The following is a 19,424-nucleotide window of genomic DNA, read 5'->3' on the forward strand; positions in this document are numbered from 1 at the left end:
GTCAGGCCTCCACCAGGTAGGAGAAGACGCTCTCCAGGGACTCGTCGGACGGCACCAGCTGGCGCACCCGGATGCCTTTGTTCAGCGCGATCCGGGGTAGCGCCCGGGTGAACGCGCCGTAGTCACCGGCCCGCACGGTCAGGCCGGTCGGGTCCAACTCGACCCCACTCACCGACGCCTCGGCGATCAGCGCGACGGCCAACGCCCGGTCGTCGGTGGAGCGCACCGCGAAGACGTGCGGGCGGTTGGTCATCAACCGGCGAATGGTCCGGAAGTCGCCGGAGGCGGCCAACCGGCCGGCCACCATGACCTGCACCGTCCCGGAGACCTGCTCGACCTCCTCCAGGATGTGCGAGCTGAACAGGATCGTCCGACCGGCGTCACCCAGGGTGTGCAGCAGCTGCATCATGTGCAGCCGCTGGCGGGGGTCCATGCCGTTGAACGGCTCGTCGAGCAGCAGCACCTGCGGGTCGTGCACCAACGCGGCGGCCACCCGGGCCCGCTGACGCATGCCCTTGGAGTACGTGCCGATCCGGCGGTCCTGCGCCGACTCCAGCTCCACCAGGTCGATCGCCCGCCGGGCCGCCGCCGCCGGGTCGGGCAGCCGGTGCAGCTTCGCGCTGGCCAGCACGAACTCGTACGCGGTGAGGAAACCCTGCACCGCCTCCCGTTCACTGACCAGCCCCAGCCGCCGGTAGACGTCGGGGTTACGCCAGGTCGGCTCGTCGTCGAGGGTGACCGTGCCGCGCGACGGGGCGAGGAACCCGGCCATCATGTGCAGCAGCGTGGTCTTGCCGGCGCCGTTCGGGCCGAGCAGCCCGGTCACGCCCGGCCCCAGGGCCATGCTGATGTCGTTGACCGCGACCACGTTGCCGTACCACCGGGACACCCCGGTCAGGCTCAGCGTGCTCATCAGGAGGCGACCTTCCGGTAGCGGGCCAGCAGGAGGGCGGTCGCGCCGGCGACCAACAGCACCGCGGCCAGGGCGTAGACCGGGCCGAACCCGCCGATCATCATCTCGCCCGGATCGCCCTCGACCAGCAGGTCACCCAGCGACCAGATGCCCACCCCCTGCACCAGCGTGGAGGGCGAGGCGAGCCCGGCCAGCTCGTTGGCGGCGCGCGACGGCAGGATGCTCAGCACCCCGACGATCGGGGTGGTCATCAGGAAGACCGCCACCACCCCACCGGCGGCGAAGGCACGCTTGCCGGTCAGGGACGCGACCAGCAGGCCGACCGAGGCGAAGACCACCGCCCACAGCCCGGCGTAGAGCAGCCCGGGCAGCAGGTCGAGCAGCTCGTTCCACACCCCGCGCATGCCCTGCTTGGTGGTGAACGCGGCGCCCAGGAACATCAACAGCTGCGGGCCTCCGAGCAGCAGCCAGAGCGCGGTGACAAGCGCCAGCAGCTTGGCCAGCGCGTAGTCGGCGCGCGGCAGCGGCCGGGAGAAGTACAGCGGCAGCACACCGCTGCGCAGGTCCCGGGAGACCAGCTCCGGTGCGACGACCGCGACGAAGAAGATGACAAGCCAGCTCATCGCGTCGGCGAACTGGGCGTACGTGGCGACCGGCTCGCCGATCTGGCTGCGTACCGCGGCCAGGGCCACCGCGACCAGGGAGACGATGCCGACCACCAGCCACGGGAAGATCTTGGCCTTGGCGCTGCGCCCGAAGCCGAACGCGGTGCGCAGACCGTGCAGGTAGAGGGCGCCGAAGACCTGGCGGCGGCCCAGCCGTGGGCCCTGGTAGCGCTGGTAGCCGATGTCGTGGATGACACCTGTCGGCGTGGGGCGCACGGCGGTGGTGGACGACTCAGGCATGAGTGAGCTCCCTCGTGGCGAAGAGTTCGGCCACCCGGTGCCGGCGCTGGTCCAGTCGGTGCAGTGGCAGGTCCAGTTCGGCGACCGCACCGAGGATCAGGTCGTAGGTGCCGTCGTCGGCCAGCGGCACGAGCAGCAGTCGCCCGTCCCGGGCGACCGGCAGCTTCAGCTCGGCGAGTCGGGCGGCGAGCTCCTCGGTGCCTTCGCTGACCTCCACGGCGAGCACGTCGGTGGCCGAGGTCATCGCGGAGATGTTGTCGGCGCGCAGCAACCGGCCGCCGTCGATGGCGATCAGCGTGTCGCAGATCCGCTCCACCTCGCCGAGCAGGTGCGAGCAGACCAGCACGGAGATGCCGAACTCGGTGCCGATCCGGTGTACCAGGGCCAGCATGGCGTCGCGACCGGCCGGGTCCAGGCCGTTGGTCGGCTCGTCCAGCAGCAGCAGGTCGGGGTCGTGCACCAGCGCCTGGGCCAGCTTGACGCGCTGCTTCATGCCGGTCGAGTAGCCACCGACCGGGCGGTAGCGCTCCTCGTAGAGCCCCACGTGCCGCAGCGCCTCCGAGGCCCGCTCACGAGCCGCGGTGCGGGGCAGGCCGCTCATCCGGCCGAGGTGGGTGACCAGCTCGGCGGCGGACAGGTCCGGTGGGAGGCAGTCGTGCTCCGGCATGTACCCGACCCGGTTACGGACGGCCGCCGGGTCCGCGGTCGGGTCGATGCCGAGCACCGAGACCTGACCACTGGTTGGTGCGATCAGGCCGAGCAGAATCTTGATCAACGTGGATTTTCCGGCGCCGTTCGCGCCCACCAGGCCGATGATCCCGGGCTCGACGGCGACGGTGAGGTCGGCCAGCGCGGTGACCCGACCTCCGTACGTCTTGGTGAGCGACTGGGTCGCGATCAGTGTCACGCGCCCAGCGTAGGGAGTCGATGCCCAGCATGGACACCGGCACGCCCCCGGCGCTCCCCTGATCCTTTCCCGGCCGGACCCCTAAGGTCCCCGGCGCGGCTCTGGCGACGTTTCCGCCGGTCCCGCGTTCGGCCCGACCCCGCCTCGGTAAAGACAGACCAAAGGTGACACCATTCACCTCCCGTTCACCAGGCATCGACCCGCCTGGTGATCGACCGACGCGGGAAGGGGTCCTGATGGCCGAGGCGGGCGTCCCCAAGGTGAGCGTCGTGGTGCCGGCGTACAACTCCGGCCAGCACATCGAAAAACTCATCGCCTCACTGCTGCGCCAGTCACTGCCCGCCGACGAGTTCGAAGCGATCTTCGTCGACGACGGCTCGACCGACGACACCGCCGAGCGCCTGGACCGGCTGGCCGAACAGCACGCCCACATGAGGGTGCTGCACATCGAGAACTCCGGCTGGCCGTCGCGCCCGCGGAATCTCGGCGTCGACCACGCCCGCGGCGAGTACGTCTTCTTCGCCGACGACGACGACTGGTTCGCCGACGAGGCGCTCGAACGGCTCTACGCGTACGCGAAGGCGAACGACGCGGACATCGTGATCGGCAAGATGGCCGGGTACGGGCGCTTCGTGCCCCGGGAGCTGTTCCGGAAGAACCGACCAGACGCCACCCTGGCGAATTCGCCGCTGATCGACAGCCTGACCTGCCACAAGCTGTTCCGACGCGCATTCCTCGTCGAGCACGACCTGCGGTTTCCGGAGGGCGGCAAGCGTCGGCTGGAGGACCACTCGCTTGTCGTTCGGGCCTACTTCCGGTCCCGACACACCTCGGTGCTGTCCGACTACACCTGCTACCACCACATCCTCCGCCGCGACGCGCGCAACGTCACCGCGGCCCTGCTGGAGCCGTCGAGCTACTACGCGGCCGTGCGCGACGCGCTGGACATCGTCGACGCCAACACCGAGCCGGGCCAGCTGCGCGACCGACTGCACCGGCGCTGGCTGCGCAACGAGATGCTCAGCCGACTGCGCGGTAAGCGGCTGCTGGACGCCCCGGAGGACTGGGCGGAGCAGGTCGCGCTGGAGAGCCAGCGAATCATCCAGGAACGGTTCGCTCCGGGCGTCGCCGGCGGGCTGCCGCCCCTGCTCCGGGCCGTGGCGTACCTGACGGAACGCGGTCGTTTCGCCGACCTGCGCCGCCTTGCCCGCTGGGAGGCGGGGATCGCGGCACACGGCAGGGTCGACGAACTCCAGCACGTCGACCACGCCATCACGGTGACCGTCGCCGCCGAGCTGCGCTCCGCGAACCAGCCGGTCGGCTTCCGCTCCGACGACGGCCGCGACGTGCTGGTCCTTCCGATGGAGGAGATCGCACCCGAGGTGCTCGACTCCACCGCGCAGGTCCGCAAGGCCCGCCTGGACCTGGTCGCCCGTCGCCGCGAGACCGGCGACGAGATCTTCATCCCGACGACCTTCGAGACCGAGCGGATCACCGGTACGACGGCGGCGGACACCGTCCACCTGGTGCACCGAGGCACCGCCACGATCGACTTCGGTGCTCTCAACGGAGGCCGGACCCGGGGCAGCTGGATGCTCAAGGCCCGGATCACCAACGTGGGCTGGACCGAGGACGCGCGACTGCCGCTGCTGTTCATCTGCCGGGCCGACGGGTCGCGACCCCGGATCCGCGACGAGCGGAAGGTGTGGAACCGGGTGCGGTCGGCGGTAGGCCGGCGGATCAAGCGCTGATCCGCCCGCGCGGGTCGTGGAGTGGCGCCCTCGACCGATCGGCGGTCGGCTGCGAAACTGTGTGCCGGTCAGCGAGTGGGGGGTGTGGATGAGCAACGGCTGGGTGCTGCCCGACGAGGTGCTACGGGACGCACCGGCGTACACGCCACGTCCCGGTGAGCTCGCGGATCTGGAGCTGCTGCTGACCGGCGCGTACGCCCCTCTGACTGGTTTCATGACCCGCGCCGACCTGGTCTCGGTCAGCCGACGCGGCCGGCTGGCCGACGGCACACCGTGGCAGGTCGCGGTCGTCCTCCAGGTGCCGGCCGCGCTGGCGCAGAGCTTCGATCCGCGCGACCCGGCCCGCCGGGCGCTCGTGTTGACCGACGGGGAGGGCGCCCCGGCGGCCGCCCTCGACGTGGCCGACGTCTGGCCGGTGCGCGACGGCGTGGCGGGGGTGGGCGGTCAGGTCCGGCGACTGGGCGACGGTGGGCACGGTCCGTTCCAGCGACTGCGCCGTAACCCGGAGGAGGTCCGCGCGCTGCTGCCACCGGGCCGGGTGCTCGGCGTGATCGCCGATCGGCCGTTGCACCGTCCGCAGCTCGCCCAGATCGCCCATGCCGCCCGCACCCTGGCCGCTCATCTGCTCGTGATGATCCCGGTCGGTGAGGGCGGCGCCGACGGGCTTCCGCCGGAGGCGCTGGTCCGTGCGATCTTCGCCGCCCGGGACCGGATGCCGCCCGCCACCCTGGTCGCGGTGCCGCTGTCGCACCGACGCGAGGAGATCAGTGACGCGTTGCTGCGCGCCCGGGTCTCCGCCGCGTACGGGGTCACCCACCTGCTCTCCACCGGGGAGATGCTCTCCGGTGCCGGGCTACGGGTGCTGGTGCCGCGCGAACTCGCCTACGACAACCGCGATGGGCAGTGGCGTTGGCGGGAGGACATCCCACCGCGCAACCGCCGGCTCGCGCTGACCCAGCCGGAGATCGACGACCTGCTCGACCGGGGCTTCCCGCTACCGGAGTGGCACACCCCGCCCGCCGTGGCGCGGGAGTTGGCCCGGGCCCGGCCGCCGCGTCGGCAACGAGGGCTGGTGGTCTTCCTGACCGGCCTCTCCGGTTCCGGCAAGTCGACAATCGCCCGGGGGCTGGCGGACGCATTGCGGGAGAACGGCGATCGCACGGTGACCCTGCTCGACGGGGACGTGGTGCGCCGGGAACTCTCCGCCGGGCTGGGCTTCAGCAAGGCCGACCGGGATCTCAACGTCCGGCGGATCGGCTGGGTGGCCGCCGAGATCGCCCGGCACCGTGGGGTGGGCATCTGCTGCCCGATCGCCCCGTACGCGGCGGCCCGCGCCACCGCCCGGGAGATGGCCCTCGCCGCCGGGGCGGGTTTCGTGCTGGTGCACGTGGCCACCCCGCTGGAGGTGTGCGAGCGGCGGGACCGCAAGGGCCTGTACGCGCGGGCGCGGGCCGGCCTGCTCACCGGGATGACCGGCATCGACGACCCGTACGAGGAGCCGACCGACGCCGATCTGGTGCTCGACACCACCGACCTGAGCGTGCCGGACGCGGTGCAGACGGTGCTGCACCACCTGACCGAGACCGGCTGGGTGGAGTTGAAGATCGCCACCGCCTGAGTCGTCGCCGTACCCGTTCCTTTCACCGCTGACCGCTACGCGCTAGTGTTCATCTTTGTTGGAACACGTTTGACCGCGTGAGGTCGTGGACGTCCGGGGAGGCACGGCTGATGCTCGCTCAGCAGCGGCAGGCGGCCATCCTGGAGTGGGTCCGCTCCACCGGCGGCGTCCGGGTCAGCGAGTTGGCAGCCGAGTTCGGCGTGTCCGACATGACCATCCGGCGTGACCTGGACGCGCTGCACGAGCGCGGCCTGCTGGCCAAGGTGCACGGCGGTGCCACCACCACCGGGCCGAGCTCGACCGACGAGCCGGGCTTCCACGCCAAGTCGGTCCGCCAACTGCCGGAGAAGGCCGCCATCGCCGACCGGGCGGCCCAACTGGTCCGGCCCGGAGCGGCGGTCGCGCTCTCCGCCGGCACCACCACGGCCGAGCTGGCCCGCCGGCTGGTGGACGTGCCCGGGCTGACCGTCGTGACCAACTCGCTGCCGGTGGCCGAGATCATGCACGCCGGCGGCCGCCCGGACCAGACGGTGGTGCTCACCGGCGGCGTACGCACACCGTCGGACGCGCTGGTCGGACCACTCGCGGTCGGGGCCGTCCGGTCACTGCACCTGGACCTGCTCTTCCTGGGCGTCCACGGCATCACCGAGCGGGCCGGCTTCACCACTCCGAACCTGATGGAGGCGGAGACCGACCGGGCGCTCGTGGCCGCGGCCGACCAGCTGGTGGTGCTCGCCGACCACACCAAGTGGGGCACGGTGGGCATCTCCTCGATCGTCGAGTTGGCGGCGGCCCACGTACTGGTCAGCGACGACCGGTTGCCTCCACCCGCGCGACGGGTACTCGGCGAACAGGTGGGCGAACTGATCATGGTGAAGGCGACAGGGGCGGGCCGCGTGACGCGCACGCCGACAACTGAGGGGACGGCGCCGTGAAGCGCACCGCGATCGACCTGGCCGACGGCCGGGAGCTGATCTACTTCGACGAGCGCGACGACGCGGTCCGCGACCAGCCGGACCGCCGGGACCTGCCCCCGCCTCCCCCCGCGTCGCAGCTGCGGTACGACCCGTTGACCGACGAGTGGGTGGCGGTCGCCGTACACCGGCAAGCCCGCACCTTCCTCCCACCGGCGAACGAGTGCCCCCTCGACCCGTCGGCGGGCGACCGGCTGACCGAGATCCCCGCCCCCGACTACGACGTCGTGGTCTTCGAGAACCGGTTCCCGTCGCTGAGCGGCCGGGTCGCCGAGGAGCCCGGGGAGATCACCCCGTTCACGCCGGTCCGGCCGGGCCTCGGCAGGTGCGAGGTGGTCTGCTTCACGTCCGACCACAACGCCTCCTTCGCCAGCCTGCCTCCACGCCGGGTCCGCACCGTCCTGGACGCGCTCGCCGACCGCACCCAGGTACTCGGCGAACTACCCGGTGTCGAACAGGTCTTCTGTTTCGAGAACCGGGGCGTCGAGATCGGTGTCACGCTGCACCACCCGCACGGGCAGATCTACGCGTACCCCTTCGTGACGCCGCGCACCCGCGCGCTGCTGGCCGCGGCGCGCCGGCACGCCGAGCGGACCGGCGGGGGCAACCTGTACGCGGACGTGCTGGCCGCCGAGCGCGCCACCGGCGACCGGGTGGTCACCGAGAACGAACACTGGACGGCGTTCGTCCCGGCGGCCGCGCGCTGGCCGTTCGAGGTGCACATCGCGCCGCACCGCGTGGTGCCGGACATCCCGGCGCTGAGCGACAGCGAGCGGGACGCCTTCGGGCCGCTCTACCTGGATCTGCTGCGCCGCTTCGACGGCCTGTTCGACATGCCGATGCCGTACATCTCGGCCTGGCACCAGGCGCCCGTGCGGGTCGACCGCGAGCTCGGCCACCTGCACCTCCAGTTGTTCAGCATCCGGCGGGCCAAGGACAAGCTGAAGTACCTGGCGGGCTCCGAGTCCGGGATGGGCGTCTTCATCAACGACATCGCCCCGGAACGCGCCGCCGACCTGCTGCGCGCCGCCTGAGCGGCCCCGCTGTGCGCGGCGCCTAAGCGCGGCGTCCCGCCGCGCGGTGCCTGAGCTTGGCGCGGCCCCGCTGTGCGCGGTGCCTGAGCTCGGCGCAGCTCTGTGCCCGGTCCTGAGCGCGGCGCGGCATGAGCTTGGCGGGAAACAGGGCGCGGGGGGCCCGGGACAGGGCCCCCCGCAGGGAAGGGACGGCTGGCTGTGCACGGCACAGCCGGGAAGGCTGGCTGATCGGCGCACGGGTGCCGCGGGTCGACCGTGGTCAACCTTCCTTGGACGCGACTGGCATCTCGTCCATCCTGGTCAACGAGGCGCGCCGGCCGTAGTGACGCCGACCGGCGCGGCGACGCCGGACACGCCGAAGCCCGCCGGCAGGAGTGCCGGCGGGCTCCGATGACGCGGTACGCCTGGATCAGGCGGCGATCTTGCGGGCCAGGTTCTCGTCGAGCGCGTTCATGAACTCGTCGGTGGTCAGCCACGGGGCGTCGCGCGAGATGAGCAGCGCGAGGTCCTTGGTCATCTGGCCACCCTCGACGGTGTCGACGATGACCTGCTCCAGGGTGTTGGCGAACTCGGTGACCGCCGGGGTGCCGTCCAGCTTGCCCCGGTGGGCCAGGCCCCGGGTCCAGGCGTAGATCGACGCGATCGGGTTGGTCGAGGTCTTCTCGCCCTTCTGGTACTGCCGGTAGTGCCGGGTGACCGTGCCGTGCGCGGCCTCGGCCTCGACGGTCCGGCCGTCCGGGGAGAGCAGGACGGAGGTCATCAGGCCCAGCGAGCCGAAGCCCTGCGCGACGGTGTCGGACTGCACGTCACCGTCGTAGTTCTTGCAGGCCCAGACGTAGCCGCCCTCCCACTTGAGCGCGGCGGCGACCATGTCGTCGATGAGCCGGTGCTCGTAGGTGATGCCGGCGGCGTCGAACTCGGCCTTGAACTCGGTCTCGAACACCTCGGCGAAGATGTCCTTGAACCGGCCGTCGTAGGCCTTGAGGATGGTGTTCTTGGTGGACAGGTAGACCGGGTAGTTGCGGTCCAGCCCGTACCGGAACGACGCCCGGGCGAAGTCCCGGATCGACTCGTCGTAGTTGTACATGCCCATGGCGATGCCGCCGCCGGGGAAGTTGGCGACCTCCATCTCCATCGGCGCGCCGCCGTCGGCCGGGGTGTAGGTGATGGTCACCGTGCCCGGGCCGGGGACGACGAAGTCGGTGGCCTTGTACTGGTCACCGTGGGCGTGCCGGCCGATGATGATCGGCTTGGTCCAGCCGGGGACCAGCCGCGGCACGTTGGACATGATGATCGGCTCACGGAAGACGACGCCGCCGAGGATGTTGCGGATGGTGCCGTTGGGCGACCGCCACATCTTCTTCAGGCCGAACTCCTCGACCCGGGCCTCGTCCGGGGTGATGGTCGCGCACTTGACGCCGACGCCGTGCTCCTTGATGGCGTTGGCGGCGTCGATCGTGACCTGGTCGTCGGTCTCGTCGCGGTGCTGGATCGACAGGTCGTAGTAGTGCAGGTCGACGTCGAGGTAGGGCAGGATCAGCTGCTCCCGGATCTGCTTCCAGATGATCCGGGTCATCTCGTCGCCGTCGAGTTCTACGACCGGGTTGTTTACCTTGATCTTCGCCATCGGCCGGCGCTCCTCTCGGGGGACACGTGCTCAAGCAGTACGAGCGTACTGCAATTGGGCCGGCAGCCCCCAGCCGGCCTCGACCGGCCGGCGGAACCGGGCTGCGCGGAACAGGAATGCCCTGGAATCATCGCCCGATGCCACTGAACCGCACCCTCGGGTCTATCACGGTCACCGCACTCACCGACGGTGAGGGTGCCTTCTTCCAGCCCCGCGCGGAGGCGTTTCCGCAGGCCACGGCAGCGCACTGGGCGGAGGCCGACCGGCGCGACCCCGACTCGGTGACCGTCGACGGGCAGTGGTGGCTGCCGTTCCGCAGCTTCGCGATCCGCGCCGGCGACGGGCCGGTCACCCTTGTCGACGCCGGCATCGGCCCGACCGACGCACCCGCCGCGAGCTGGGCACCCGTGCCCGGCCGGATGCCCGCCGAGCTGGCCGCCGCGGGCATCGACCCGGCCGACGTCGACACCGTCGTCCTGACCCACCTGCACAGCGACCACATCGGCTGGGCTGTCACCGGCACGCCGGGGCGGCCGTACTTCCCGAACGCGAGCTACCTCCTGCAACGCGCCGAACTCGACGCGGCGGAGACGCTCAACCCCGGGCTGCCGGCCGGCCTGATCGCGCCCTTGCGCGCCGCCGGCCAGCTCCGGGTGGTCGACGGCGAGACCGCCCTCACCCAGGCGGTACGTCTGCTGCCCACCCCCGGCCACACCCCCGGTCACCAGTCGGTGCTCCTGACCTCGGCCGACGAACGGATGCTGCTCACCGGCGACCTGCTGGTGCACATGGTGCAGCTCGTCGACCCCGACCTGGCGTAGGCCCACGAGGAGGACCCGGAACTCGCCCGCACCTCCCGGCTGGCCGCCCTCCACACCCACTCCCCCACTGTCCTGGCCACCCCCCACCTGTCCGCCCCCTTCACCCCCCACCCGTCCCCGTAGATCACCCACCGAGCCAACCAAGATCCCCCTCGATCCCGGATACAGGGGCAACCCAAGCCCCCCGGAGACCACTACAACCAGGATCAAGCACGATCTCGACCAGAAATCCGCGCAACATCAGCGAAAGTGCTGCCTCCCAAGCCCCCGAGGCAGCAACATCCCCGAAGTTGCGCGCATCCCAACCGCCGCCCCACCCGGCCCGGCCCCACCCCGTCCCCGTCCCACGCTGCCCACCCCCACCCGGCCCCGCCCGCCGCCGCCCACCCCTCCTGGTTGATCAAAAGGTTTGCGTCACCACAGCAGCGACTCCTGACGCAAACCTCTTGATCAACCGGGCCGGGCGGGGCAGGGCGGGCCCGGGCGGGGACCGGGCGGGGCCGGGCGGGGCCGGGCGGGGGCGGGCGGGGGCGGAGCCGGGCGGGACCGGGCCAGGCCGGGTGGGGCCGGGGGCGCGCGCAGTGAGGGGCGCGCTGGCTTTGCCGGCGCGCCCCTCGGTGGTGCTTTGGTTCGGGGGAACTACATGCTGGAGATGTCGCCCTGCTTGGCGCGGACGGCCTCGGCGGCCTCCAGGAGGCTGGCGCGCTCGTCGGCGTCCAGGTCGGTCTCGACGACCCGCTTGACGCCCTCGGCGCCGATCTCGGCCTCGACACCCAGGTAGACACCGGAGATGCCGTACTCGCCGTCGACCCAGGCGCAGACCGGCATGACCTCGCCGGAGTCCTCCGCGACGGCCTTCGCCATGCGGGCCGCGGCGGCGGACGGGGCGTAGTAGGCCGAACCGGTCTTGAGCAGCGCGACCACCTCGGCGCCACCGTTGCGGGTCTTGACGACCAGTTCCTCGATCTGCTCGGCCGGCATCGCGTCGCGCAGCGGCTTGCCGTTGACGGTGCTCTTCGACGGCACCGGGACCATGGTGTCGCCGTGCGAGCCCAGGGTCAGCGTGCGTACCGACGCCACCGGCACGTTCAGCGCCTCGGCGACGAAGTTGCTGAACCGGGCGGTGTCGAGCATGCCGGCCTGGCCGAGCACCCGGTTCTTCGGGAACTGGGTGGCGAGCTGGGCCAGCGCGGTCATCTCGTCCAGCGGGTTGGAGACCACGATGACGACGGCGTTTGGGGCGTACTTGGCGACGTTCTCGGCGACCTGGCGGACGATCTTGGCGTTGGTCTCCAGCAGGTCCATCCGGCTCATGCCGGGCTTGCGCGGCAGACCAGCGGTGATCACGACGACGTCGGAGCCCTCGATGCTCTCGTAGCCCTCACCGTTGGGGCCGGTGGTCACGCCGACGACCTTGGTCTCGAAGCCCTCGATGGCCCGGGACTGGTTGAGGTCGAGCGCGAGGCCCGCGGGCTTGCCCTCCACGATGTCGGTGATCACTACGGTGTCGAAGACGTCGTACTCGGCCAGGCGCTGTGCGGTGGTGGAGCCGTAGAAGCCAGCCCCGACGACAGTGACCTTCTTACCCATGGTCGTCCCACTCCCTGATACCAGTCGGTTTTCCGGACCGTATCAGTCATCCTGGCACCGATCGGGCCAGGGGCGGCGGCCATCGCCGGGATGGGGTGAACGTCACCGCCGTCCTGGTTCGGCGTTGCCGACGTGCGGGTCAGCCGCGCTCGGCGCGCTCCACGACGTTGCTGAGCAGCATGGCCCGGGTCATCGGGCCCACGCCGCCGGGCATGGGGACCAGCGCGCCGGCCGTCTCGGCGACCTCCGGGGCCACGTCGCCGGTGTAGCGGCCCTTGCCGTCCGCGCCGATCACGCGCGTGATGCCGACGTCCACCACCACGGCGCCCGGGTTGATCATGTCGGCGGTGAGCAGACCCGGTACGCCGGCCGCGACGATGACGATGTCGGCGGCGCGGGTGTGCGAGGCGAGGTCCAGGGTGCCGGTGTGGCACAGGGTGACCGTGGCGTTCTCACTGCGTCTGGTGAGCAGCAGGCCGAGCGGTCGGCCCACGGTGTTGCCGCGACCGACCACCGCGACGGTGGCACCGCGCAGCGCCACGTCGTGCCGGCGGAGCAACTCGACGATGCCCCGCGGGGTGCACGGCAGCGGACCGTCGTAGCCGAGCACGAGGCGGCCCAGGTTGACCGGGTGCAGGCCGTCGGCGTCCTTGTCCGGGTCGATCAACTCGAGCACCCGCTGGGTGTCGAGGTGGGCCGGCAGCGGCAGTTGGACGATGTAGCCGTGGCACGCCGGGTCGGCGTTCAGCTCGGCCAGCACGTCGTCGACCTGCTGCTGGGTGGCGTCGGCCGGCAGTTCGCGACGGATCGAGGCGATGCCCACCTCGGCGCAGTCGCGGTGCTTTCCGTTGACGTACGCCTGGCTGCCCGGGTCCGCACCGACCAGGACCGTGCCGAGCCCGGGGATGATGCCGCGTTCCGCGAGTGCCTTGACCCGTATGCGCAGCTCGTCCTTGATCTCCGCTGCGGTTGCCTTGCCGTCCAGAAGCGTCGCCGTCACGACCAGATCGTCTCACGGCCGACACCCGCGGTTCCGACGACCTCGGCCTCGGGTCGTCCACCGCACGGCGAGGTGCCGGCGATCGGGTCAGGTTGGGCGGGCTCCCGTCGAGATGACCGTGTGTGACGTGTTCCTAGTCACTCGCGGTCACAATCTGTGGATTCGATCACGATCGAACCAGACAGGTCGGCAGTCCGCCGACGAAGGCCTGACCTTCACCCCAGAAGCTGTTGCCCCGACCCAGGCAGGCCCAACGAACCCGTCAACCCTCCGGATTTCCGCAGGTTGTCGCCGCTAGAAGCGGTTTCGTCTAGCAGACTCGCTCGCCGCCGACAAGGGAGGCAACCCCGGACCGTTACCCACCCGCAACCGCGTCGTTGTCGAAGGCCCGCCACCGACCTACCGTTACCGCTTGTTGCGCAGCGTAACCCAGCGTCGGGCCTGACTGCGCAGCGTGAGGAGATGAGGAGGCTCAATGCGAGTTCGTAGACTCGCCGCCTGGACCGCCCTCCCGCTCGCGGTGACGCTGGGCCTCGCGGCCTGCGGCAGCGGCGGAGACGGTGGATCCGGTGGCAGCGACAGTTCGGCGGTCAGCATCCAGATCGCCGAGCCGAAGCACCTGGTTCCCACCAACACCACCGAGACGTCCGGGTCGCAGGTGCTCGCCGGCCTGTTCAGCCCGCTCGTCGACTACGACGCCCAGAACAAGCCGTACGAGGTCGCCGCGCAGTCGATCACCTCGACCGACAACAAGGTCTGGACGATCAAGCTCAAGGACGGCTTCACCTTCCACAACGGTGAGAAGGTCACGTCCGAGGACTACATCAACGCGTGGAACTACGGCGCGTACGCCCCGAACGGCCAGGACAGCAACTTCTTCTTCGAGAAGATCGCTGGTTACGCCGACCTGCAGGGCAAGGCGCCGAAGGCCAAGGAGATGTCCGGTCTGAAGAAGGTCGACGACCTCACCTTCACCGCGACGCTCTCCGAGCCGTACATCGACTTCAAGACGACCCTGGGCTACAACGCGTTCTACCCGATGCCGGACGCCGCGTTCTCGGCTCCGGGCGTGCTCAAGGACTCCTACGAGCAGGCGCCGATCGGGCAGGGCCCCTTCAAGATGAAGGGCGCCTGGCAGCACGACAGCAAGATCGACGTCGAGCGCTACGACGCGTACCCGGGCGAGAAGCCCAAGGTCAAGAACATCGAGTTCCGGATCTACCAGCAACTCACCGCGGCCTACGCGGACGTCCTGGCGGACAACCTGGACGTGCTGCCCACGATCCCTACCGAGAGCCTGAGCACCGCGCCGACCGACCTGGGTGACCGGTACAAGACCAGCCCGATGTCGTCGTTCCAGTTCCTGGCGTTCCCGACGTTCGACAAGGACTACAGCAGCCCGGACGTGCGCAAGGCCATCTCGATGGCGATCGACCGTGACGAGATCACCAAGTCGGTCTTCAAGGGCTCGCAGACGCCGGCACGCTCCTTCGTCTCGCCGGTCCTGCCGGGCTACCGGGAGAACACCGCTGGCAAGGGGGGCGAGTTCAACCCGACCGAGGCCAAGAAGCTCTACCAGGCCGCCGGCGGCCCGTCGAAGATCGTCATCTCGTACAACGGCGACGGCGGGCACAAGGACTGGGTCGACGCCACCGTCAACCAGCTCAAGGCCAACCTGGGCGTGGACGCGGTCGGCTCGGCCGAGCCGAAGTTCGCCGACCTGCTGACCAAGGTCGAGAAGAAGACGCCGGTGGGTGCGTTCCGGATGGGTTGGGTCATGGACTACCCGACCATGGAGGACTACCTCGGCCCGCTGTACAGCACGAACGGCTCGTCGAACTACTACGGCTACAGCAACCCGGAGTTCGACAAGCTGGTCAAGGAGGGTTCCGCCGCCAAGACGCAGGACGAGGCGATCGCCAAGTACCAGCAGGCGGAGGACATCCTGGCCAAGGACATGCCGGTGATCCCGCTCCGCTTCGGCGAGAACGTGTTCGGCCACTCGTCCAAGGTCAAGAACGTGGAGATGGACCTGTTCCAGCGGGTCAACCTCGTCAAGATCGAAGCAGCCAGCTGAGCTGACCACGGTGCGGGCCACCCGGGCGACGAAGCCCGGGTGGCCCGGACCGCACCACCGGGGCCGGGCCGCAGCAGCGGACCCGGCGTCGGTGGTGCCGGCTCTCCCCCGGGCCGGACGGCATGTATCAGATATTTCGGGTACGACCAGAGATGCCGTCCTGCGACCCTTTCGCACATTTCCGGAGAGACTGCTAAGCATGTTCCGCTACATCCTGCGGCGCCTACTGCAGATGGTCCTGGCGTTCTTCGGGACCACCCTGATCGTCTACGCGCTGACATTCGCCGGGCAGGGCGACCCGATCCAGGCGCTCGCCGGCGAACGGCCGGTGACGCCCGCGCAACGGGCCTACCTGACCGAGAAGTACCACCTGGACGCCACGGGCGTCGGCGGCTTCTTCTACCGCTACTTCGACTACGTGAAGAACCTGCTCCAGGGCAACCTGGGCGAGTCGCTCACCGGTCGGAACATCGGTGACATCCTCCAGCAGGCCTGGCCGGTCACCGTGCGGCTCGCGCTCATCGCGCTCGCTGTGGCGATCATCTTCGGCGTCACCGCCGGGGTGCTCGCCGGCATCCGTCGGGCCAGCATCTTCGACAACTCGACGCTGGTGCTGACCCTGCTGGTGCTGGGCATCCCGACCATCGTGCTGGCGCCGCTGGCGCAGTACTTCCTGGGCGTCAAGTGGAAGCTCTTCCCACCCACCGCCGGCTCCGACCCGACGTTCTACGCGCTCCTGCTGCCGGGCATCGTGCTCGGCTCGCTGTCGCTGGCCACCGCCCTACGACTCACCCGGGCCTCGGTGGCGGAGAACCTGCGCGCGGACTACGTCCGGACCGCCCGGTCCAAGGGCCTGGTCAAGCGGCGCATCGTCATCGTCCACGTGCTGCGCAACTCGCTGATCCCGGTGGTCACCTTCCTCGGTGTGGAGCTGGGCAACCTGATGAGCGGCGCGATCATCACCGAGGGCGTCTTCAACATCCCCGGCGTGGGCTTCAACCTCTTCCGCGGCATCCGCACGGAGGACGGCCCCCTGGTGGTGGGCATCGTCAGCGTGCTCGTCGTGGTCTACCTGGTCTCGAACCTGGTGGTGGACGTCCTGTACGCCGTACTCGACCCGAGGATCCGCTATGAGTAAGCGCAGCGAGGTGGCGGCATGAGTGACTTTGAGACTGTGGCGGCCACCGAGAACCAGGCCGCGCGACGTGGCCCCTCGGGGGAGCCGGGCGCACCCAACCAGGTCGGCGCCCCACAGAAGCCTCGCAGCCTGGCCGGGGACGCCTGGCGCGACCTGCGCCGCAATCCGATCTTCTGGATCTCGCTGGCGCTGGTCGTCATCTTCACCCTGATGGCGCTCCTCCCCGGGGTGTTCACCGCCAACAGCCCGAACGACTGCCTGCTCTCCCGGCAGCACGCCGGGCCGTCCGGCGGGGCCATCTTCGGGTACGACTTCCAGGGCTGCGACACGTTCTCCCGGGCGGTCTACGGCACCCGCGCGTCGCTGCTGGTCGGCGCGCTCGCCGCGCTCGGCACCGGGATCATCGCGCTGGTGATCGGCATGCTGGCCGGTTACTTCGGCCGCTGGGTCGACGCGGTGCTCTCCCGGGTGATCGACGTGGTGCTCGGCATCCCGCTGCTGCTGGCCGCGATCGTGCTGCTCAAGCGGGTGTCCAGTGACAGCCAGTGGGCTCGGATCGGCGCGGTCGTCTTCGTGCTGGCCCTGCTCGGCTGGACCACCGCCGCCCGGGTGGTCCGGTCCTCGGTGATCACCGCGAAGGAGCAGGACTACGTCGCGGCGGCCCGGATGCTCGGCGCCGGCAACAGCCGGATCATGTGGCGACACATCCTGCCGAACTCGCTGGCCCCGGCCATCGTCGTGCTGACCATCGCGCTCGGCTCGTTCATCGCGGCCGAGGCGACGCTCTCCTTCCTGGGCATCGGCCTGAAGGCACCCACCATCTCGTGGGGCCAGGACATCGACACCGGCCGGATCCACATGCGGGAGGCGGCCACCCCGTTGATCGTCCCGTCGGCCTTCCTGGCGCTGACCGTGCTGGCGTTCATCATGCTCGGCGACGCGATCCGTGACGCCTTCGACCCGAAGCTGCGGTGAGAACATCATGACCCTCAATCCCACTCCCGCCTCCGCCACACCCGAGGGCGGCCACCTGCTGGAGTTGCGGGACCTGCACGTCGAGTTCCGCACCAACGAGGGTGTCGCCCGGGTGATCAACGGCGTGTCGTACCACCTGGACGCCGGCGAGACGCTTGCCGTGCTCGGCGAATCCGGCTCGGGTAAGTCGGTCACCGCCCAGGCGATCATGGGCATCCTGGACACCCCGCCCGCGTTCGTCCGCTCCGGCCAGATCCTCTACCAGGGTCAGGACCTGCTCACCCAGTCCGAGGAGCAGCGCCGGCAGGTACGCGGCAAGGAGATCGCGATGATCTTCCAGGACGCGCTCTCCGCCCTCAACCCGGTCTTCCCGGTCGGTTGGCAGATCGGCGAGACGCTGCGCCAGCGCGCCGGCATGTCCCGAGCCGACGCTCGACGTCGCGCCGTCGAGCTGATGGATCTGGTCAAGATCCCGGGTGCCGCGAAGCGGATCGGCGACTACCCGCACCAGTTCTCCGGCGGTATGCGGCAGCGCGTCATGATCGCCATGGCGTTGGCGCTGGACCCGAAGGTGCTGATCGCCGACGAGCCCACCACGGCACTCGACGTGACAGTGCAGGCCCAGATCATGGACCTGTTGGCCGACCTACGTCGGGAACTCAACATGGCGATGATCCTGATCACCCACGACCTGGGCGTGGTCGCCGGTGTCGCGGACCGGATCGCGGTCATGTACGCCGGCCGGATCGTCGAGCACGCCGACGTCCGCTCGCTCTACAAGGCGCCCGCCCACCCGTACACCAAGGGGTTGTTGGAGTCGATCCCCCGCCTGGACGTCCGCGGCCAGGAGCTGTCGACGATCAAGGGGTTGCCACCGAACCTGATGCGCATCCCGTCCGGCTGCCCGTTCCACCCCCGGTGCCCGTACGTCCAGCAGGTCTGCGTGGACGAGGTGCCGCACGACCTGGTCCTCGGCGACGGCCGGACCAGCGCTTGCCACTTCGCCCAGGAGGTCCGTGATGACAGCGTCGCCCGCTAACCCCACCAAGGTCCGCGGCGAGACCATCCTCTCCGTCGACAATCTGGTGAAGCACTTCCCGATCACTCAGGGCGTGCTGTTCCAGCGGCAGATCGGGGCGGTGAAGGCCGTCGACGGAGTGAGCTTCGAGCTGCGTCGGGGCGAGACGCTCGGCGTGGTCGGCGAGTCCGGCTGCGGCAAGTCCACCCTCGCCCGGCTGCTGATGCGGTTGGAGACGCCCACCTCCGGAGGCGCCACCCTGGAGGGCAAGGACCTGTTCAAGGCTTCCGGGGGCGAGCTGCGCCGGCTGCGCCGCAACATGCAGATGGTGATGCAGGACCCGTACACCTCGCTGAACCCGCGGATGACCGTCGGCGACATCATCGGCGAGCCGTTCGAGATCCACCCGGACGCCGCGCCGAAGGGCAGCAAGGCCAAGCGGGTCCAGGAACTGTTGGACCTGGTCGGGCTCAACCCCGAGCACATCAACAGGTATCCGCACCAGTTCTCCGGCGGTCAGCGTCAGCGCATCGGCATCGCCCGCGCCCTCGCGCTGAAGCCCGAGGTGATCGTCTGCGACGAGCCGGTGTCGGCGCTGGACGTCTCCATCCAGGCCCAGGTGATCAACCTGCTCAAGCAGCTCCAGGGCGAGCTGGGGCTCTCGTACATCTTCATCGCGCACGACCTGTCCGTGGTGCGGCACATCGCCGACCGCGTCGCGGTGATGTACCTCGGCCGGATCGTCGAGATCGGCACCGAGGACGAAATCTACGAGCGGGCCACCCACCCGTACACCCAGGCTCTGCTCTCGGCCGTGCCGGTGCCGGACCCGGAGGCCCGCGACCAGCGCAACATGATCCGGCTCGTCGGCGACGTGCCCAGCCCGGCCGACCCGCCGAGCGGGTGCCACTTCCGGACCCGCTGCTGGAAGGCCCAGGACGTCTGCGCCCTCGAAGACCCGGCAACGGTCCCGAGAGCGGCGGACCCCCACCCGTCCGCCTGCCACTTCGCCGAACTCCGCCCAACCCTCCCGGCCTGACCCCACCCGACCCCTGCCGTTGATCATGAAGTTATTG

Annotated in this window: 16 protein-coding genes; 10 read left to right on the forward strand and 6 right to left on the reverse strand. The window is 70.1% G+C overall.

Features of this window, described 5'->3' with window-relative positions; all coding sequences use genetic code 11:
• Nucleotide 1: 1 nt before the first annotated feature.
• The 3 genes from ACFYL6_RS08370 to ACFYL6_RS08380 are packed head-to-tail and all read right to left on the reverse strand — an operon-like array spanning nucleotide 2 to nucleotide 2,725.
• Nucleotides 2-913 (reverse strand): ABC transporter ATP-binding protein, encoded by a 912-nt coding sequence (locus tag ACFYL6_RS08370; RefSeq protein WP_091406310.1) that lies wholly within the window; start codon nucleotides 911-913, stop codon nucleotides 2-4.
• Nucleotides 913-1,818: an ABC transporter permease gene (locus ACFYL6_RS08375; RefSeq protein ID WP_238662751.1), complete on the reverse strand. Its 906-nt coding sequence runs from the start codon at nucleotides 1,816-1,818 to the stop codon at nucleotides 913-915. Before ACFYL6_RS08375 ends, ACFYL6_RS08370 begins: the two co-directional genes overlap by 1 nt.
• Nucleotides 1,811-2,725 (reverse strand): ABC transporter ATP-binding protein, encoded by a 915-nt coding sequence (locus tag ACFYL6_RS08380; RefSeq protein ID WP_091406315.1) that lies wholly within the window; start codon nucleotides 2,723-2,725, stop codon nucleotides 1,811-1,813. The genes ACFYL6_RS08375 and ACFYL6_RS08380 overlap by 8 nt, the downstream gene beginning before the upstream one ends.
• Before the next feature lie 236 nt (nucleotides 2,726-2,961).
• Between ACFYL6_RS08380 and ACFYL6_RS08385 the strand changes: the two genes are divergently transcribed.
• The 4 genes from ACFYL6_RS08385 to galT all read left to right on the forward strand — a co-directional run bounded on the left by ACFYL6_RS08385 (nucleotide 2,962) and on the right by galT (nucleotide 8,102).
• Nucleotides 2,962-4,476, forward strand: a complete 1,515-nt coding sequence (locus tag ACFYL6_RS08385) for a glycosyltransferase family 2 protein (RefSeq protein ID WP_387169197.1) — start codon at nucleotides 2,962-2,964, stop codon at nucleotides 4,474-4,476.
• Nucleotides 4,477-4,564: 88 nt separating this feature from the next.
• Nucleotides 4,565-6,094 carry an adenylyl-sulfate kinase gene (gene cysC, locus ACFYL6_RS08390; RefSeq protein ID WP_387169200.1) on the forward strand — a complete coding sequence of 510 codons (1,530 nt, stop codon included), beginning with the start codon at nucleotides 4,565-4,567 and terminating at the stop codon, nucleotides 6,092-6,094.
• 110 nt (nucleotides 6,095-6,204) lie between these two features.
• The gene (locus ACFYL6_RS08395) at nucleotides 6,205-7,029 is read left to right on the forward strand and encodes a DeoR/GlpR family DNA-binding transcription regulator (RefSeq protein ID WP_387169203.1); all 825 of its coding nucleotides are present in this window, start codon (nucleotides 6,205-6,207) and stop codon (nucleotides 7,027-7,029) included.
• Nucleotides 7,026-8,102 carry a galactose-1-phosphate uridylyltransferase gene (gene galT / locus ACFYL6_RS08400; protein ID WP_387169206.1) on the forward strand — a complete coding sequence of 359 codons (1,077 nt, stop codon included), beginning with the start codon at nucleotides 7,026-7,028 and terminating at the stop codon, nucleotides 8,100-8,102. Before ACFYL6_RS08395 ends, galT begins: the two co-directional genes overlap by 4 nt.
• A 409-nt stretch (nucleotides 8,103-8,511) precedes the next feature.
• On the opposite strand, the gene ACFYL6_RS08405 is transcribed toward galT, so the two are convergent.
• On the reverse strand, nucleotides 8,512-9,729 hold the full coding sequence (locus tag ACFYL6_RS08405) for an NADP-dependent isocitrate dehydrogenase (RefSeq protein WP_355428202.1): 1,218 nt from the start codon (nucleotides 9,727-9,729) through the stop codon (nucleotides 8,512-8,514).
• Between the two features lie 137 nt (nucleotides 9,730-9,866).
• Here ACFYL6_RS08405 and ACFYL6_RS08410 point away from each other — a divergent pair, with 137 nt between their 5' ends.
• Nucleotides 9,867-10,550, forward strand: a complete 684-nt coding sequence (locus ACFYL6_RS08410; RefSeq protein ID WP_387169209.1) for an MBL fold metallo-hydrolase — start codon at nucleotides 9,867-9,869, stop codon at nucleotides 10,548-10,550.
• A 639-nt stretch (nucleotides 10,551-11,189) separates the two neighbouring features.
• On the opposite strand, the gene ACFYL6_RS08415 is transcribed toward ACFYL6_RS08410, so the two are convergent.
• Nucleotides 11,190-12,140 carry a malate dehydrogenase gene (locus tag ACFYL6_RS08415; protein WP_112583765.1) on the reverse strand — a complete coding sequence of 317 codons (951 nt, stop codon included), beginning with the start codon at nucleotides 12,138-12,140 and terminating at the stop codon, nucleotides 11,190-11,192.
• 139 nt (nucleotides 12,141-12,279) lie between these two features.
• Nucleotides 12,280-13,140 (reverse strand): bifunctional methylenetetrahydrofolate dehydrogenase/methenyltetrahydrofolate cyclohydrolase, encoded by an 861-nt coding sequence (locus ACFYL6_RS08420; RefSeq protein WP_238658633.1) that lies wholly within the window; start codon nucleotides 13,138-13,140, stop codon nucleotides 12,280-12,282.
• Nucleotides 13,141-13,615: 475 nt separating this feature from the next.
• On the opposite strand from ACFYL6_RS08420, the gene ACFYL6_RS08425 reads away from it, so the two are divergent.
• From ACFYL6_RS08425 to ACFYL6_RS08445, 5 genes are all read left to right on the forward strand, one after another.
• Complete coding sequence (locus tag ACFYL6_RS08425) at nucleotides 13,616-15,217, forward strand: ABC transporter substrate-binding protein (RefSeq protein ID WP_387169212.1); 1,602 nt, start codon at nucleotides 13,616-13,618, stop codon at nucleotides 15,215-15,217.
• 199 nt (nucleotides 15,218-15,416) lie between these two features.
• Complete coding sequence (locus ACFYL6_RS08430) at nucleotides 15,417-16,355, forward strand: ABC transporter permease (RefSeq protein ID WP_387169215.1); 939 nt, start codon at nucleotides 15,417-15,419, stop codon at nucleotides 16,353-16,355.
• A gap of 18 nt (nucleotides 16,356-16,373) precedes the next feature.
• Nucleotides 16,374-17,330: an ABC transporter permease gene (locus ACFYL6_RS08435; protein ID WP_387169218.1), complete on the forward strand. Its 957-nt coding sequence runs from the start codon at nucleotides 16,374-16,376 to the stop codon at nucleotides 17,328-17,330.
• A 7-nt stretch (nucleotides 17,331-17,337) separates the two neighbouring features.
• Nucleotides 17,338-18,369 carry an ABC transporter ATP-binding protein gene (locus ACFYL6_RS08440; RefSeq protein WP_387169221.1) on the forward strand — a complete coding sequence of 344 codons (1,032 nt, stop codon included), beginning with the start codon at nucleotides 17,338-17,340 and terminating at the stop codon, nucleotides 18,367-18,369.
• A complete protein-coding gene (locus ACFYL6_RS08445) occupies nucleotides 18,350-19,387 on the forward strand; it encodes an ABC transporter ATP-binding protein (protein WP_387169224.1) in 1,038 nt (345 codons plus the stop codon). The genes ACFYL6_RS08440 and ACFYL6_RS08445 overlap by 20 nt, the downstream gene beginning before the upstream one ends.
• The last annotated feature ends 37 nt before the right edge of the window (nucleotides 19,388-19,424 follow it).

Source organism: Micromonospora sp. NPDC007208, assembly GCF_042869175.1.
Taxonomy (GTDB): domain Bacteria; phylum Actinomycetota; class Actinomycetes; order Mycobacteriales; family Micromonosporaceae; genus Micromonospora; species Micromonospora foliorum.